Annotated in this window: 15 protein-coding genes; 4 read left to right on the top strand and 11 right to left on the bottom strand. The window is 61.7% G+C overall.

Annotated elements, in window-relative coordinates; genetic code table 11:
• Positions 1-16 precede the first annotated feature (16 nt).
• Together pnp and rpsO are read right to left on the bottom strand one after the other, a co-directional pair.
• A complete protein-coding gene (pnp, locus tag ABDW57_RS13415) occupies positions 17-2,146 on the bottom strand; it encodes a polyribonucleotide nucleotidyltransferase (protein WP_343730691.1) in 2,130 nt (709 codons plus the stop codon).
• A gap of 192 nt (positions 2,147-2,338) precedes the next feature.
• Positions 2,339-2,608 carry a 30S ribosomal protein S15 gene (rpsO, locus tag ABDW57_RS13410; protein ID WP_155467775.1) on the bottom strand — a complete coding sequence of 90 codons (270 nt, stop codon included), beginning with the start codon at positions 2,606-2,608 and terminating at the stop codon, positions 2,339-2,341.
• A 137-nt stretch (positions 2,609-2,745) separates the two neighbouring features.
• On the opposite strand from rpsO, the gene ABDW57_RS13405 reads away from it, so the two are divergent.
• The 3 genes from ABDW57_RS13405 to ABDW57_RS13395 all read left to right on the top strand — a co-directional run bounded on the left by ABDW57_RS13405 (position 2,746) and on the right by ABDW57_RS13395 (position 5,563).
• On the top strand, positions 2,746-3,231 hold the full coding sequence (locus ABDW57_RS13405) for a hypothetical protein (RefSeq protein ID WP_343730690.1): 486 nt from the start codon (positions 2,746-2,748) through the stop codon (positions 3,229-3,231).
• A gap of 94 nt (positions 3,232-3,325) precedes the next feature.
• Positions 3,326-4,666, top strand: a complete 1,341-nt coding sequence (locus tag ABDW57_RS13400) for an MFS transporter (protein ID WP_343730689.1) — start codon at positions 3,326-3,328, stop codon at positions 4,664-4,666.
• Positions 4,667-4,762: 96 nt separating this feature from the next.
• Positions 4,763-5,563, top strand: coding sequence for a hypothetical protein (locus tag ABDW57_RS13395; protein WP_343730688.1), 801 nt, complete (start codon positions 4,763-4,765; stop codon positions 5,561-5,563).
• Here the strand turns inward: ABDW57_RS13395 and ABDW57_RS13390 are convergent.
• The 8 genes from ABDW57_RS13390 to ABDW57_RS13355 form a co-directional block, all read right to left on the bottom strand.
• Entirely contained in the window at positions 5,547-6,227 is a 681-nt protein-coding gene (locus ABDW57_RS13390) for a winged helix-turn-helix domain-containing protein (protein WP_343730687.1), read from the bottom strand. The genes ABDW57_RS13395 and ABDW57_RS13390 overlap by 17 nt on opposite strands.
• Entirely contained in the window at positions 6,224-6,595 is a 372-nt protein-coding gene (locus tag ABDW57_RS13385) for an antibiotic biosynthesis monooxygenase (protein WP_343730686.1), read from the bottom strand. The genes ABDW57_RS13390 and ABDW57_RS13385 overlap by 4 nt, the downstream gene beginning before the upstream one ends.
• Complete coding sequence (locus ABDW57_RS13380) at positions 6,592-6,897, bottom strand: NIPSNAP family protein (protein ID WP_343730685.1); 306 nt, start codon at positions 6,895-6,897, stop codon at positions 6,592-6,594. The genes ABDW57_RS13385 and ABDW57_RS13380 overlap by 4 nt, the downstream gene beginning before the upstream one ends.
• Before the next feature lie 70 nt (positions 6,898-6,967).
• Positions 6,968-7,891: a sugar kinase gene (locus tag ABDW57_RS13375; protein WP_343730684.1), complete on the bottom strand. Its 924-nt coding sequence runs from the start codon at positions 7,889-7,891 to the stop codon at positions 6,968-6,970.
• Entirely contained in the window at positions 7,888-9,435 is a 1,548-nt protein-coding gene (locus ABDW57_RS13370) for a 2-isopropylmalate synthase (protein ID WP_343730683.1), read from the bottom strand. The genes ABDW57_RS13375 and ABDW57_RS13370 overlap by 4 nt, the downstream gene beginning before the upstream one ends.
• Before the next feature lie 56 nt (positions 9,436-9,491).
• Positions 9,492-10,370, bottom strand: coding sequence for a CDP-diacylglycerol--serine O-phosphatidyltransferase (gene pssA / locus ABDW57_RS13365; protein WP_343730682.1), 879 nt, complete (start codon positions 10,368-10,370; stop codon positions 9,492-9,494).
• 55 nt (positions 10,371-10,425) lie between these two features.
• A complete protein-coding gene (locus tag ABDW57_RS13360; protein WP_343730681.1) occupies positions 10,426-11,175 on the bottom strand; it encodes an SIMPL domain-containing protein in 750 nt (249 codons plus the stop codon).
• Positions 11,176-11,237: 62 nt separating this feature from the next.
• Complete coding sequence (locus ABDW57_RS13355; protein WP_343730680.1) at positions 11,238-12,002, bottom strand: SIMPL domain-containing protein; 765 nt, start codon at positions 12,000-12,002, stop codon at positions 11,238-11,240.
• Between the two features lie 299 nt (positions 12,003-12,301).
• On the opposite strand from ABDW57_RS13355, the gene ABDW57_RS13350 reads away from it, so the two are divergent.
• A complete protein-coding gene (locus tag ABDW57_RS13350) occupies positions 12,302-12,550 on the top strand; it encodes a hypothetical protein (protein ID WP_343730679.1) in 249 nt (82 codons plus the stop codon).
• Between the two features lie 44 nt (positions 12,551-12,594).
• Here ABDW57_RS13350 and ilvC read toward each other — a convergent pair whose 3' ends face one another.
• On the bottom strand, positions 12,595-13,611 hold the full coding sequence (ilvC, locus tag ABDW57_RS13345) for a ketol-acid reductoisomerase (RefSeq protein WP_343730678.1): 1,017 nt from the start codon (positions 13,609-13,611) through the stop codon (positions 12,595-12,597).
• Positions 13,612-13,666 lie beyond the last annotated feature (55 nt).

The raw sequence follows: 13,666 nt of genomic DNA, 5'->3' as shown, positions 1-13,666 counted from the left end.
CTGAGGCTAGCCCAGCTTACTGCGCGTTGGCAGCAGCGGCGGCAGCTTCTTCAGCAGCAGCTTTCATCGACAGTTTCAGGCGGCCGCGGTCGTCGGTTTCCAGCACCTTGACGCGCACTTGCTGGCCTTCTTTCAGGTAGTCGGCCACAGCGTTCACACGCTCGTTGGCGATCTGCGAGATGTGCAGCAGGCCGTCTTTGCCTGGCATTACCTGCACGATGGCGCCGAAGTCCAGCAGCTTGAGCACGGTGCCGTCGTAGGACTTGCCTACTTCAACCGATGCGGTCAGCTCTTCGATGCGACGCTTGGCTTCCTGGCCGGCAGCAGCGTCCACGGAGGCGATGGTGACCACGCCTTCGTCGCTGATGTCGATCTGGGTGCCGGTCTCTTCGGTCAGGGCGCGGATCACGGCGCCGCCTTTGCCGATCACGTCACGGATCTTCTCAGGGTTGATCTTGATGGTGATCAGGCGCGGTGCGAAGTCCGACAGCTCGGTCTTCACGCTAGGCACGGCCTTTTGCATTTCGCCCAGGATGTGCTCGCGGCCTTCCTTGGCTTGCGCCAGTGCCACTTGCATGATTTCCTTGGTGATGCCCTGGATCTTGATGTCCATCTGCAGCGCGGTGATACCGTTGCGGGTGCCGGCCACTTTGAAGTCCATGTCGCCCAGGTGGTCTTCGTCACCCAGAATGTCGGACAGCACGGCAAACTTGCCGCCTTCCTTGATCAGGCCCATGGCGATACCGGCCACGTGCTCTTTCATCGGCACGCCGGCATCCATCAGCGCCAGGCAGCCGCCGCAGACCGAAGCCATCGACGACGAACCGTTCGATTCGGTGATTTCCGACACCAGACGCACGGAGTAGCTGAACTCTTCCTGCGATGGCAGTGCGGCCACCAGGGCGCGCTTGGCCAGACGGCCGTGACCCACTTCGCGGCGCTTCGGCGTACCGACGCGGCCGGTTTCGCCGGTGGCGAACGGTGGCATGTTGTAGTGGAGCATGAAGTCGTCGGTGTACTCGCCCATCAGCGCGTCGATCTTCTGCGAATCGCGGGCGGTGCCCAGGGTCGCGACCACCAGGGCCTGGGTTTCACCACGGGTGAACAGGGCCGAGCCGTGGGTACGCGGCAGTACCGAGGTGCGGATCGAGATCGGACGCACGGTGCGGGTGTCGCGGCCGTCGATGCGTGGCTCGCCGTCGAGGATTTGCGAACGGACGATCTTCGATTCCATCTCGAACAGGATGTTGCCGACTTCAACCGAGTCCGGTGCGGCGGCGCCAGCGGCGGCAGCTTCCGCGGCCAGGTCGGCCGAGATTTCGGCGGCGGCGGCGCGCAGTTTTTCGGTACGGGCTTGCTTGTCGCGGGTCTGGTAAGCCTCGCGCAGCTTGGCTTCACCGAAGTGGGCCACGCGGCCGATCAGGGCTTCGTTCTTGGCTGGGGCAACCCATTCTTGCTCCGGCTTGCCGCCGTCGCGCACCAGGTCGTGGATGGCGTCGATCACGACTTTCATCTGCTCGTGGCCGTAGACCACGGCGCCCAGCATGATTTCTTCCGACAGTTGCTGCGCTTCCGATTCCACCATCAGGACGGCGGTTTCGGTACCGGCCACCACCAGGTCCATCTGCGAGGTCTTCAGTTGTTCAACGGTAGGATTCAGGATGTACTGGCCGTTGGCGTAACCCACGCGGGCGGCGCCGATCGGACCATTGAACGGCACGCCCGACACGCACAGCGCGGCCGAAGCACCGATCATCGAAGCGATGTCTGGATCGATTTCTGGATTGACCGACAGAACGTGCACAATCACTTGCACTTCGTTCATGTAGCCCTCTGGGAACAGAGGACGGATAGGACGGTCGATCAGGCGGGATGTCAGCGTTTCTTTTTCCGAAGGACGACCTTCACGCTTGAAGAAACCGCCAGGGATCTTGCCCGCAGCGTAGGTTTTCTCCAGGTAGTCGACGGTCAGTGGGAAGAAGTCCTGGCCTGGTTTCGCGTCTTTACGCGCCACCACGGTGGCCAGCACGACGGTGTCTTCAATCGACACCATCACCGCGCCGGAGGCCTGACGAGCGATCTCGCCAGTTTCCAGCGTGACGGTGTGTTGACCGTACTGGAAGGTTTTCGTAACTTTATTAAACATGGGTAATCCCTTTCTATTTGCCGACAGATTTTCAGGAGCTGTCGTTCACCTCACCACAGGCAGCGTTACCGCCACCTTTACTACAACGTTACAACTACGTTCTACTTGGCAATTTTTTAATGCTCAGAAAGACAAAATGCCCGCGACAGCAAACTGGCGCAGGCATTCTGTTTAAGCCGGACGGCGCAAAAATTACTTACGCAGGCCCAGTTTAGCGATCAGGTCGCGGTAACGGGTCGCGTCCTTGTCCTTCAGGTAGGACAGCAGGGACTTACGACGGTTAACCATCTTGATCAGACCACGACGCGAGTGGTGATCCTTGGTGTGCTCTTTGAAGTGGGCGTTCAGTTCGTTGATACGGGCGGTCAGCAGAGCAACTTGCACTTCTGGGGAGCCGGTATCTTTTTGGCCACGGGCGTTGTCAGCGATGATCGCTGCTTTGTTGATGTTTTCTACGGTCATGATATTTACCTTTAACATGCGGTGCGCGGAGTCGTAACCCTGCTCACCGTGATTTACAATAAAACCCGGTCGGAAAGACCAGACCCGGAAGTATAGCGGAAAAAAGTCCCGCGTGTCTCCTTTTTCGGGAGGAAATCATGAGAAAAGCCCTGTTATGCGCCGTTCTGGCGCTGTCGCTGGCCGGCTGCGCCCAGTTTGGCCGTCCGCCGCCGCAGCCCGGCGACAGCCGCGAGGCCGTGCTCACCCGTCTCGGCCAACCCACCAATGCCTATGCCGACGGCGCCGACACCTTGCTGGAGTACGCCTATGGACCCATGGGCCAGTACACTTGGATGGCGCGGTTGGGGCCGGATGGCCGACTGCGCTCCTATGAACAAGTGCTGACCAGCGCCAAGTTTGCCGCGGTCAAGCTGGGCAAGGATAACAAGGAAACCATATTGCGCACCTTCGGCCGCCCGACACAGGTGACGCATTATGCCAGCGTGGACGGCGATGTCTGGCTGTACCGCTACAAGGAGCAGGATGTGTGGAATTCCATGATGTCGGTGGAATTTAACCGGCAGGGCGTGGTCCAGGCCATGGTCAATGGTCCGGATGAGGAACGCGAAGCGCGGCGCCGCTGATGTAGCCAAAATACAAAATCAATCCCATCTATTTTGTAGCCCAGCTACTTTTTGGTAGATAATACGCTAACAAAAAAATAGATGGAGACCACACATGCACGCAAAAGTACAAGCGGCGGCGCCGGACCGCGCGCCCGTCCGCAAGCCCCGGTTGTCGTTCTGGGCGATCTGGAACATGAGTTTTGGCTTCCTCGGCATTCAGGCCGGCTTCGCGCTCCAGCAAAGCAATGTGCCGCGCATCTTTGAAACCATGGGCGCCGAGCTGGACAAGATCGGCTACCTGATGACCGCCGCGCCGCTGGCCGGCCTGCTGGTCCAGCCCGTCATCGGCTACATGAGCGATCGCACCTGGGGCCGCTTTGGCCGGCGCCGCCCCTACTTCCTGATCGGCGCCATTCTCGCCACACTGGGCATGTTCGGCATGCCGAATGCGTCGGTGCTGTGGATGGCCGCGGCCATGCTGCTGCTGCTGGACGTGGCGATCAATATTTCGATGGAGCCGTTCCGCGCCTTTGTTGGCGACCTGCTGCCCAAGGAACAGCTGACCACCGGCTACGCGGTGCAGACCTTCTTCATCGGCGTTGGTGCGGTGGCGGCGTCCGCCCTGCCCTATGTGCTGCAGCACTGGTTCAACGTTGCCAACACCGCCGCGCCCGGGCAGACGCCGGATTCGGTGCTGTACGCGTTTTACATCGGCGGCGCGGTGTATCTGGGCGCGGTGCTGTGGACCGTGATGCGCACCAAGGAGTACCCGCCAGAGCAAATGCGCGCTTACCATCCGGAGCCGGAGCAGCAGGCCGCCACGTCCTCCGGCCTGCGCGGCTTCGTGCAGGACTACCTGAATATGCCGAAGATTATGGTGCAGCTGTCGGCGGTGCAGTTCTTCACCTGGTTCACATGGTTTTCGATGTGGACTTATGGCACGGCCACCGTCACCCAGCACATCTACCATGCCACCGACACCAGCTCCGCGCTGTACAACGACGGCGCCAGCTGGTGGGGCGTGTGCGGCGCGGTCTATAACGCGGCCTCGATCGCGTTTGCCTTCGTGCTGCCGGTGATCGCGCGCCGCACCAGCCGCCGCACCGCGCACGCGATTGCGATGGCGGTGGGCGGGTTGAGCTTCCTGTCGATCTACTTCGTCAGCGCGCCGGGCTGGCTGCTGCTGCCGTTTGTGGGCATCGGGCTGGCATGGGCCAGCACCCTGTCGATGCCGTACGCGATTTTGGCCGGCAAGATCCCGGCCAGGAAAATGGGCATGTACATGGGCATGTTCAATATGTCGATCGTGATTCCGCAGGTGGTGTCCGGCGCTAGTCTGGGCCTGCTGCTGACGCACGTGTTCCACGGCAGCGCGGTGATGATGCTGATGCTGGGCGGCGTGTCCATGCTGCTGGCGGCGTTGCTGTCGCTGCGCATCCGGGAATCGGAGTAGGAGCAGTCCCACGCACACGGCGGGCGTGCGCCGACGGTGAAGGAAGGTTGCGGTTGCTATGATCATTTCATCAATATTGCAACCCAAGGAGTCCTTATGTCCCGTCACGCCCTTTCCATTGCCGCAGCGCTTGCGCTGGGCGCCGCCAGCTCGTTTGCCTGGGCCGAACCAGCGGCCCCGCTGGACCGCGCCAGCATTTCGCTCGGCGCCTTCTACACCGAGCCGCGCATCAACTACAACGGCGAAACCAATTATGGCCGCATCGACACCGGCACCTACAAGACCGACCACGTTACGCTGCCGCGCGTGAAGGCACAGCTGCTGCTGGGCGATTCGCAAGGTTTGGACTTCGATTACTACCGCTACGACAAAACCTACAGCCCGACCTTGAGCGGCAGCACCAATATCAATGGCCTGCCGCTGACCGGCAACGGCAAGCTGGATGCCAAGCTCAAACTCGACCTGGCCAACCTTGCTTATAAATGGTGGATCGGCAGCAGTGGCGGCAAGGACGTCTTCGGCGTGGGCGTCGGCGCGGCCTACTATCGCGCACGGGTCGACGGCACGGCCAGCGGCGTGTTGAATGGCGTGGCCGGCAACGCGGCGTATTCGGAGAGCGAGCATGCCTATGCGCCGCTGGTGGAACTGGGCTGGCGTCACGCGATCTCGGACAATGTGCGCGTGTATGCGGATGCTTCCGGCATCAAGAAAAACGGCGGCAAGATCCATGGCCACATCTACGGCGGCGCGATCGGTGTGGAGTGGTATCCGACGCCCATGGTGGGCGTGGTGGCTGAATACAGCACCAGCAAAATCAGCCTGACGCGCGATCGTGACGATACCGATCTGAATGTGCGTTTGAGCGGGCCGGCGGCTTACGTCAAGTTCCGCTTCTAAGCAGCGCGCTGAGTTCTTTCCTGCCGCTGGTGGACAGCGTCAGCGCGCGCGTGTCATCGCTGCGTTGCAGCCAGCCGCGTTCGATGAAGTTGTCCAGCAGCGCGACCGCCAAGGGGCCGGCGAAGTGGTCGCGACGTTCGGACCAGTCGACGCAGCCGTATAGCTGGCGTGGGGCTGCTTCCAGAGTTATGCCCAGCGCTTGCACGCGTTGCGCCCCGGTCGCGGTGAGCACGAATTCGTGGGCGTCGCCCTGCACCCAGCCGTTATCGATGAAGCAGCGGCACAGGTCCACGCCCAGTACGCCGGCCAGGTGGCCGTAGCAGCTGCGGGCGTGGCGCAGGCTGCGCATCGACGGCGCTTTCCAGCGTGTGGTTTCAGGCAGCGCGCCGTCAGCCACGCGCAGCAGGGCTTCCAGTGCGTGGGCGACGTTGCCGTCCGCGAGCATGTAGTAACGATGACGGCCTTGCGCGCGCACACGGGCCAGGCCTTCGTCGGCCAGCAGCTTGAGATGCTGCGAGGCGGTGGGCGCGGACACGCCAGCGTGCTGTGCGAGTTCGGTGGCGGTGTAAAAGCGACCGTCAAGAAGACGCGATAGCATCAGCGCCCGCGTCGGGTCGCCGATCGCCGCGGCTACGCGCGCAAAGCGCGGCTGCGCGGCCGTCACGACGCGCTCACCGGCCTGGTCGGCGCGCTTGCGGAAGGCAGTGCGTCGGCGGGAGCCTGGGTGCGGTCGTTCATGCCATAGTCGCGAATGACGGAAGCCACGCGCAGGCGGTAGTCTTCGAACACGCCGCCGCGCCCTGCCGCTTGTGCGGCACGGTGTTCTTCCTGGCGGCGCCACGCCTGCATCGCTTCTTCATCGCGCCAGAACGACAAGGACAGCATCTTGCCCGGCGTCGCGAGGCTGGTGAAGCGCTCCACCGAAATGAAACCATCGACGTTGCCCAGCATCGGGCCGAGTTGTGCGGCGCGCTCCAGATACTCCGTGCGCCCGTCCACACTGGGCACCACTTCGAAAATCACGGCGATCATGAAACAGCCTCCGTAAAAGTGCGCTCCTCGCGCAGGATGAAGCGCTGCTGCTGGGCGAAGGCGAAATTGTCCTTCGCCTCGCCGTCCGCCCGCAAGCGTGCGCGATAAGCTTCGTAATCGGCCAGCGAGTCGAAGCCGACCAGCCCCCATGCCTCGTAGTTGGTGCCTTCCAGCGGCAGGAAGTACCCCAGCAAGCGCCCGCCAAGGCGCGGAATGATGCGCCCCCAGTTCTCGGCATAACGGCGGAACGCCTCGCGCTGAAAGGGATCGATCTCGTAACGGATAAAGCAGGTGATGGTCATGGCAAGCCTCCTGTTGAAAACACCAGAATAGCTATTCAACGCCACCAATGCTTAGGCGCAGACCGAAGTATCAGCCCAGCGCGGCCCGTACTTGTGCCGCCGTCGGAATCGGCGCCACCGCGCCATGGCCCAACGTCGACAGGCCGGCGCTGGCATTCGCGTAACGCACTGCGTCCGCCAGCGTGTCGCCGGCCGCCAGACGCGCCAGCAGCGAGCCGTCGAAGCAGTCGCCGGCGCCGGTGGCATCCACCGCTTGCACTGCGCGCGACGCGGCCAATTGCGGCTCGGCGCCCTGCTCCGCGTACCATGCGCCGGATGGTCCGGCCTTCAGCACCACAGTGCGTGCACCGTGCGCTCGCGCCCAGGCAAAGATGGACGGAACGTCATCCGTGCCGGCCAGGGTCACCGCTTCATCCAGGCTAGGCAGGAACAGATCCGTCAGTGCGATGGTCGCGCAAATGGTCGCACGGGCGCGGGCCATGGGCCACAGGGACAAGCGCAGGTTCGGATCGAAACTGACCTTGCCGCCCGCCGCGCGCGCCGCTTCAATTGCCGCAAACACGGTATCGCAAGCATGGGCCGAAATGGCCTGCGAGATGCCCGACACGTGGAACCAGCGCGTGCGCTGCGCCGCGCTCAGATCCATGGCCTGCGGCTGCATGCGGCTGGCCGCCGAGCCAGCGCGCAGATAACTGAACGCGTGGCCCGACGGGCCGTGGTTCACGAAATACAAACCAGTCGGCGCCTGCGCATCGCGCGCCACGCCGCTGACATCCACACCTTCGGCCTGCCACAAATCCAGCAGCATGCGGCCGAAATGATCCTCACCCACACGGCTCAGGTACGCGGTGCGCGCGCCCTGACGGCTGGCGGCAATCACCGCATTGGAGGTGTCGCCGCCAAAACCCTGCCGGTACAAAGGCTCGCTGGACTTGGCCTGATTGAACTCCACCATCGCCTCGCCCAACGCTACAACGTCAAAATCTTTACTCATGGTTGTGGATTCACTCGCTCTATTTTCGAATGCAGTTTATTCAACGCCGACAAGTAAGCCTTGGCCGACGCCACGATAATGTCCGGGTCCGCGCCTACGCCGTTGACGATGCGGCCCTCCTTCGACAAGCGCATCGTCACTTCGCCCTGCGACTGCGTGCCGGTGCTGATGGCATTCACCGAGAACAGCACCAGCTCGGCGCCGCTGCCGACTTCCCCTTCGATGGCGTTGACGGTCGCATCGACCGGACCATCGCCGCGGCCTTCGCTGACGTGTTCTTCGCCATCGACGCTGAACACGATTTTGGCGGTCGGCATCTCGCCGCTGGCCGAACGCTGTTCCAGCGAGACAAAGCGGTAAAACTCGCTTTCCTGCGACTGTTGCTCGTCCGACACCAGCGCCAGAATGTCCTCGTCAAAAATGTCGACCTTGCGGTCGGCCAGTTCCTTGAAGCGCGCGAAGGCGGCGTTGACCTCCGCCTCAGATTCCAGATCGATGCCCAGCTCCTGCAAGCGCTGCTTGAAGGCGTTGCGGCCGGACAGCTTGCCCAGCACGATCTTGGTCGCGGTCCAGCCCACATCTTCCGCGCGCATGATCTCGTAGGTCTCGCGCGACTTCAGCATGCCATCCTGATGGATGCCGGAAGCGTGCGCAAAGGCGTTCGCGCCCACCACGGCCTTATTCGGCTGCACCGCAAAGCCGGTAATCTGCGACACCATCTTGGACGCCGCCACAATCTGCGTGGTATCGATGCCGCATTCCAGATTGTAGTAACCGCCGCGCGTGCGCAGTGCCATCACCACCTCTTCCAGCGCCGTGTTGCCGGCGCGCTCACCGAGACCGTTGATGGTGCACTCGATCTGGCGCGCACCGCCAATCACCACGCCTGCCAGCGAGTTCGCCACCGCCAGGCCAAGGTCGTTATGACAGTGGACCGACCACACCGCCTTGTCGGAATTGGGAATACGCTCGCGCAGGCGGCGGATGGTTTCGCCAAACAGCTCCGGCACCGCGTAGCCGACCGTGTCCGGGAAATTGATGGTGGTCGCGCCTTCCGCGATCACGCCTTCCAGCACGCGGCACAGGAAATCCTCATCCGAGCGGCTGCCGTCTTCCGGGCTGAATTCAATATCATCCGTATGCTGGCGGGCGAAGCGCACCGCATTGCGGGCCTGCTCCAGCACCTGTTCCGGCAGCATGCGCAGCTTGGCCTCCATGTGCAGCTTGGAGGTGGCGATGAAAGTGTGAATGCGTTTGCGTTCAGCCGGCAGCAGCGCCTCGGCAGCGCGGGCGATGTCGCGGTCATTGGCGCGCGACAGCGAACAGATGGTCGACTCGCGCACCGCCGTGGCAATCGCCTTGATCGATTCAAAGTCGCCGGGCGATGCGGCAGCAAAACCGGCCTCGATGACGTCCACCCGCAAGCGCTCCAGCTGCTTGGCGATGCGGACTTTCTCGTCCTTGGTCATCGAAGCGCCAGGCGATTGCTCGCCGTCGCGCAACGTTGTGTCGAAGATGATAAGGCGGTTGGAAGAGTTGCTCATGATAGCTCCGTGGCTGATGCTGCGTTGCTTGAATCTCAGGGCCTACCGCCCCGTGGTTAATGGCGTTCGCTCGGGTCGTCGCTGTCCATCTCGGTCTGGATCAGGCTCACCTTCTTGCCCTTGGCCGCGCGCCACGCGGCGACCAGATAGCCGGACAAACCGTAGATCGCAAACAAAGGCCACAGCGTGGCGGCCGGCTTGATCGCGATCAGCGCCAGGCCAAGCGCGATCAGGAACACGCCGATGAAAGGCACCGGCTTGCGGAAATTCACATCCTTGAAACTGTAGAACGGCACATTGCTGACCATGGTCAGGCCGGCGAAGATGGCGATGCCCCACGATACCCAGGCCATCTCCAGTCCCGAGATGTCCATCTCCAGATCCAGGATCATCAAAATGAAACCGGCCATCAGCGCGGCGGCCGATGGCGAAGGCATGCCTTGGAAGTAGCGCTTGTCCACCACCTCGATATTCGTATTGAAGCGCGCCAGGCGCAGCGCGGCCCCGGCGCAGTAGACGAATGCCGCGATCCAACCCAGCTTGCCCAGGCCGCGCAGCGACCATTCATACATCACCAGCGCCGGCGCGGCGCCGAACGACACCATGTCCGACAGCGAATCGTACTGGGCGCCGAACTCGCTCTGCGTGTTGGTCAGGCGCGCCACGCGCCCGTCCAGACCATCCAGCACCATGGCGATGAAAATGGCCCAGGCGGCGTGCTCGAATTTCTGATTCATCGCCATGACGATGGCGTAGAAGCCGCAGAACAGCGCGGCCGTGGTAAAGGCATTCGGCAGCAGATAAATACCGCGATGGCGCGGGCGGTCCAGATCCTCTCCGCGGGCGCGGCGTGCAAAACGGCTGAAGCGCGACGTTTTGGGCAGCTTGGCTTGAGCCGCGCTGTTCTTGGCACGGCGGCGGGGGAAGTTGGGCATAGTGATCCGTTTCTGGTTATCTGGTTTGCGCCCTCATTATAGAGGAGCCGGTCGCTTACTTGAAGCGCACCTTGCCCACCAGCCGCATCGACAGCGTAGTTTCGCCGGGTTCGAAACTGGGCTCGGTCACGCCTGGGGGCGGCGGCGCCGGTGCGGCAGCCATCGCCACCATGCGCGATCCGCCGACCTCAACGCGGTTGCCGTAATTGCCGGAACCTTCAAAATCCACCGTGTCGAGCACCGCATCGCTGACCTTGCGGCCCATGGCCTTGGCGATGGAAGTAATGCGCTCATTCAAGTTCAGATAAGTAGCGGCAATACGCTGATCTTCCAGCTGGCGGGTGGTTTCGGGCGTCAGGCTGAAGTGCAGATTATTCAGACTGAGAATGGATTGCGCGGCGGCCACAGTCCTGGGCAGGCTGTCGAGGTTGGGCGTCACCACCTGCAGCGACTGGCCCACGCGCCAGGCGGTCGGCACGCGCGGCTTGCGCGGCTGGCCGGGCTGCAGCGGCGGCTCCTCCGGATACACGGGATAGGTATAGTAATTCTGGGTTTTCAGGGCGGCGTGGGGATCGGCCTTTTTGACGATCTCCTGGCCCTGCTTCATCTTGGCATTGACGCGCGAGGCGGCGGCGGCCTTGTCCTTGTCGACCTCTTCTACCGAGAACGTGGCGATGGCCTGATCATTGGCGCGCTTGACCTCGCCAAACGCCGGCACCACCACCAGCGTACCGGCAGTGGACAGCGATTGGGCCTGGGCGGAGAAAACGCAGACTGCCAGGGCGGCAGCAGCAAGATATTTCATGGCGGGCTCCAGTGTTGAGATAAAAACAAACTTTACCTCAAACACTGGCGCCAAGGGCGTTATTACTTGAAGCGGACTTTGCCGACCAGATGCATTTGCAGCGTGGTCTCGCCAGGCTCAAAGCTCGGCTCGGCCACTTCCATGCTATCGGCGGCCTTGGACATGCGCATCATCATCGGCGCGGCGGCCGGACGGGCTTCGGCATAATTGCCCGAGCCTTCGAAGTCGACCGTATCGAGCACCGCGTCGCCCACCTTGCGGCCCATGGCGGTGGCAATGAAACCGATGCGCTCGTTCAGATTCTTGTACGTGGCAGCGATGCGCTGGTCGTCGAGTTTTTTCGTCGTTTCCGGGGTCAGGCCGAAGTTGATGCCGTTCAGGGTCAGCACTTTCTGGGCGGCGGCCACGGTTTTCGGCAGCTTATCGAGATTGGTGGTGGTCACTTCCAGATACTGGCCGACACGCCAGGCGGTCGGCAGGCGCTGCTTGACCGGCTGACCGTTTGGCAGCACGCGCTCTTCCGGATAGACCGGATACGTGTAATAGCCTTGGGTTTTCAGGCTGGCTTGCGGATCTTCCTTCTTGACGATCTCCTGGCCCTGCTTCATTTTTGCGTTGACGCGGGAAGCGGCGGCGGCCTTGTCCTTGTCCTGTTCTTCAATTGCCAGCGTAACGACGGCCTGGTCGTTGGCGTGCCTGACTTCGCCATAAGCCGGCACCACGACCAGCGTGCCGGTAGTCGGCAGGGATTCAGTCGGAGCGGCGTGCGCGGCCAGCGCGATCGACGAGATGGCAGCAACGGCAGCGAAGTTTTTCAAGATAGTCATACGGGCTCCAAAGTTAAAGTTACGACAAGCCGCACTTTACCCGAATTTACAAACCATACCTGTAAGACATAGTGACCATATGTAACAAATTCGGGGTCAGCTCTGACATTCGGACACTTGAACCCATTCTTTGATCTATCTCAATACGCAAAAGACGGCACTTTCGCGTATTGAGCTGGATCAAAGGATAGCGCTAGCTGTCCGAATGTCAGAGCTGACCCCGAATTGGGGTTTAAGGGTAGGCTAATTGATGGCGGTGGGGAGCTTGCTATTATGCGACCTCATCATGGAGGCTGGCGATGGCGATTCTGGAATTTTTTATGCCGCTGCTGTTCGAGGTCGTGTTCTACGGCGTCGGCAGGTTCGTCATTCCGATCGTCTCGCTGGGCCGCGCCCGGGCGGAAACGCCAAAAGAAGCCATTTATAGCTCAACCGTCTTCTACACCCGCAGCGAAGGCAAGGTCGTCATTTCCGGCGCCTTCACCATGGTCTTCGGCATCGCCTGCCTGATCCTGCTCGGTATTCTTGCTTATCAGTTGCAGAAATAAAAAAGCCGGCACCAGCCGGCTTTTTTGCGTGAGGACGGAACCGTTTAGTTCTTCGACTGGTCAACCATTTTGTTTTTGGCGATCCACGGCATCATGGCGCGCAGTTTGGCACCGACTTCTTCAATCTGGTGCTCGGCGGTCAGGCGACGGCGCGAGATCAGGGTCGGCGCACCGGCTTTGTTTTCCAGGATGAAGGACTTGGCGTATTCGCCGGTCTGGATGTCTTTCAGGCACTGGCGCATGGCTTCTTTGGTCTGCGCGGTCACCACACGTGGGCCGGTCACGTACTCGCCATATTCGGCGTTGTTCGAGATCGAGTAGTTCATGTTGGCGATGCCGCCTTCGTAGATCAGGTCGACGATCAGCTTCAGTTCGTGCAGGCACTCGAAGTAGGCCATCTCTGGCGCGTAGCCGGCTTCCACCAGGGTCTCGAAGCCAGCTTTGATCAGTTCGACCGCACCACCGCACAGCACGGCTTGTTCGCCGAACAGGTCGGTCTCGGTCTCTTCGCGGAAGTTGGTTTCGATGATGCCGGCACGGCCGCCGCCGTTGGCCGATGCGTACGACAGGGCGATGTCGCGGGCAATGCCGGACTTGTCCTGGTAGACAGCGATCAGGTGCGGCACGCCGCCGCCCTGGGTGTAGGTGGCGCGCACGGTGTGGCCCGGGGCTTTCGGCGCCACCATGATGACGTCCAGGTCGGCACGCGGCTGCACCTGGCCGTAGTGCACGTTGAAGCCGTGGGCGAAGGCCAGCACTGCGCCTTGCTTGGCGTGCGGGGCGACGTTTTCGTTGTACACCTGGGCGATGTTTTCGTCCGGCAGCAGGATCATGATGACGTCGGCGGCTTTCACTGCTTCGTTCACTTCCGCCACTTTCAGGCCGGCTTTCTCAACCTTGTTCCAGGACGAGCCGCCTTTGCGCAGGCCGACGGTGACGTTGACGCCCGAGTCGCTCAGGTTTTGTGCATGCGCGTGGCCTTGCGAACCGTAACCGATGATGGCAACGTTTTTGCCTTTGATCAGGGAGAGGTCAGCGTCTTTGTCGTAGAAAACTTTCATGATAATTCCTATGTATTTTGAGTGTGAGGTACTAAGCGCACGAAGCCGGGTAAGC

It is taken from the genome of Duganella sp., from assembly GCF_039595735.1.
Classification (GTDB): domain Bacteria; phylum Pseudomonadota; class Gammaproteobacteria; order Burkholderiales; family Burkholderiaceae_D; genus Rugamonas.
This window is presented reverse-complemented; position numbering and strand designations above follow the sequence as displayed.

What these genes read in the sequence shown, in the direction of transcription:
- ABDW57_RS13385 (WP_343730686.1), bottom strand. Translation starts at nt 6,595, where the DNA reads ATGATCGCCGTGATTTTCGAAGTGGTGCCCAGTGTGGACGGGCGCACG.
- ABDW57_RS13350 (WP_343730679.1), top strand. Translation starts at nt 12,302, where the DNA reads ATGGCGATTCTGGAATTTTTTATGCCGCTGCTGTTCGAGGTCGTGTTC.
- ABDW57_RS13360 (WP_343730681.1), bottom strand. Translation starts at nt 11,175, where the DNA reads ATGAAATATCTTGCTGCTGCCGCCCTGGCAGTCTGCGTTTTCTCCGCC.
- ABDW57_RS13405 (WP_343730690.1), top strand. Translation starts at nt 2,746, where the DNA reads ATGAGAAAAGCCCTGTTATGCGCCGTTCTGGCGCTGTCGCTGGCCGGC.
- ABDW57_RS13375 (WP_343730684.1), bottom strand. Translation starts at nt 7,891, where the DNA reads ATGAGTAAAGATTTTGACGTTGTAGCGTTGGGCGAGGCGATGGTGGAG.
- ABDW57_RS13380 (WP_343730685.1), bottom strand. Translation starts at nt 6,897, where the DNA reads ATGACCATCACCTGCTTTATCCGTTACGAGATCGATCCCTTTCAGCGC.
- ABDW57_RS13355 (WP_343730680.1), bottom strand. Translation starts at nt 12,002, where the DNA reads ATGACTATCTTGAAAAACTTCGCTGCCGTTGCTGCCATCTCGTCGATC.
- ABDW57_RS13370 (WP_343730683.1), bottom strand. Translation starts at nt 9,435, where the DNA reads ATGAGCAACTCTTCCAACCGCCTTATCATCTTCGACACAACGTTGCGC.
- pnp (WP_343730691.1), bottom strand. Translation starts at nt 2,146, where the DNA reads ATGTTTAATAAAGTTACGAAAACCTTCCAGTACGGTCAACACACCGTC.
- ilvC (WP_343730678.1), bottom strand. Translation starts at nt 13,611, where the DNA reads ATGAAAGTTTTCTACGACAAAGACGCTGACCTCTCCCTGATCAAAGGC.
- pssA (WP_343730682.1), bottom strand. Translation starts at nt 10,370, where the DNA reads ATGCCCAACTTCCCCCGCCGCCGTGCCAAGAACAGCGCGGCTCAAGCC.
- ABDW57_RS13400 (WP_343730689.1), top strand. Translation starts at nt 3,326, where the DNA reads ATGCACGCAAAAGTACAAGCGGCGGCGCCGGACCGCGCGCCCGTCCGC.
- ABDW57_RS13395 (WP_343730688.1), top strand. Translation starts at nt 4,763, where the DNA reads ATGTCCCGTCACGCCCTTTCCATTGCCGCAGCGCTTGCGCTGGGCGCC.
- rpsO (WP_155467775.1), bottom strand. Translation starts at nt 2,608, where the DNA reads ATGACCGTAGAAAACATCAACAAAGCAGCGATCATCGCTGACAACGCC.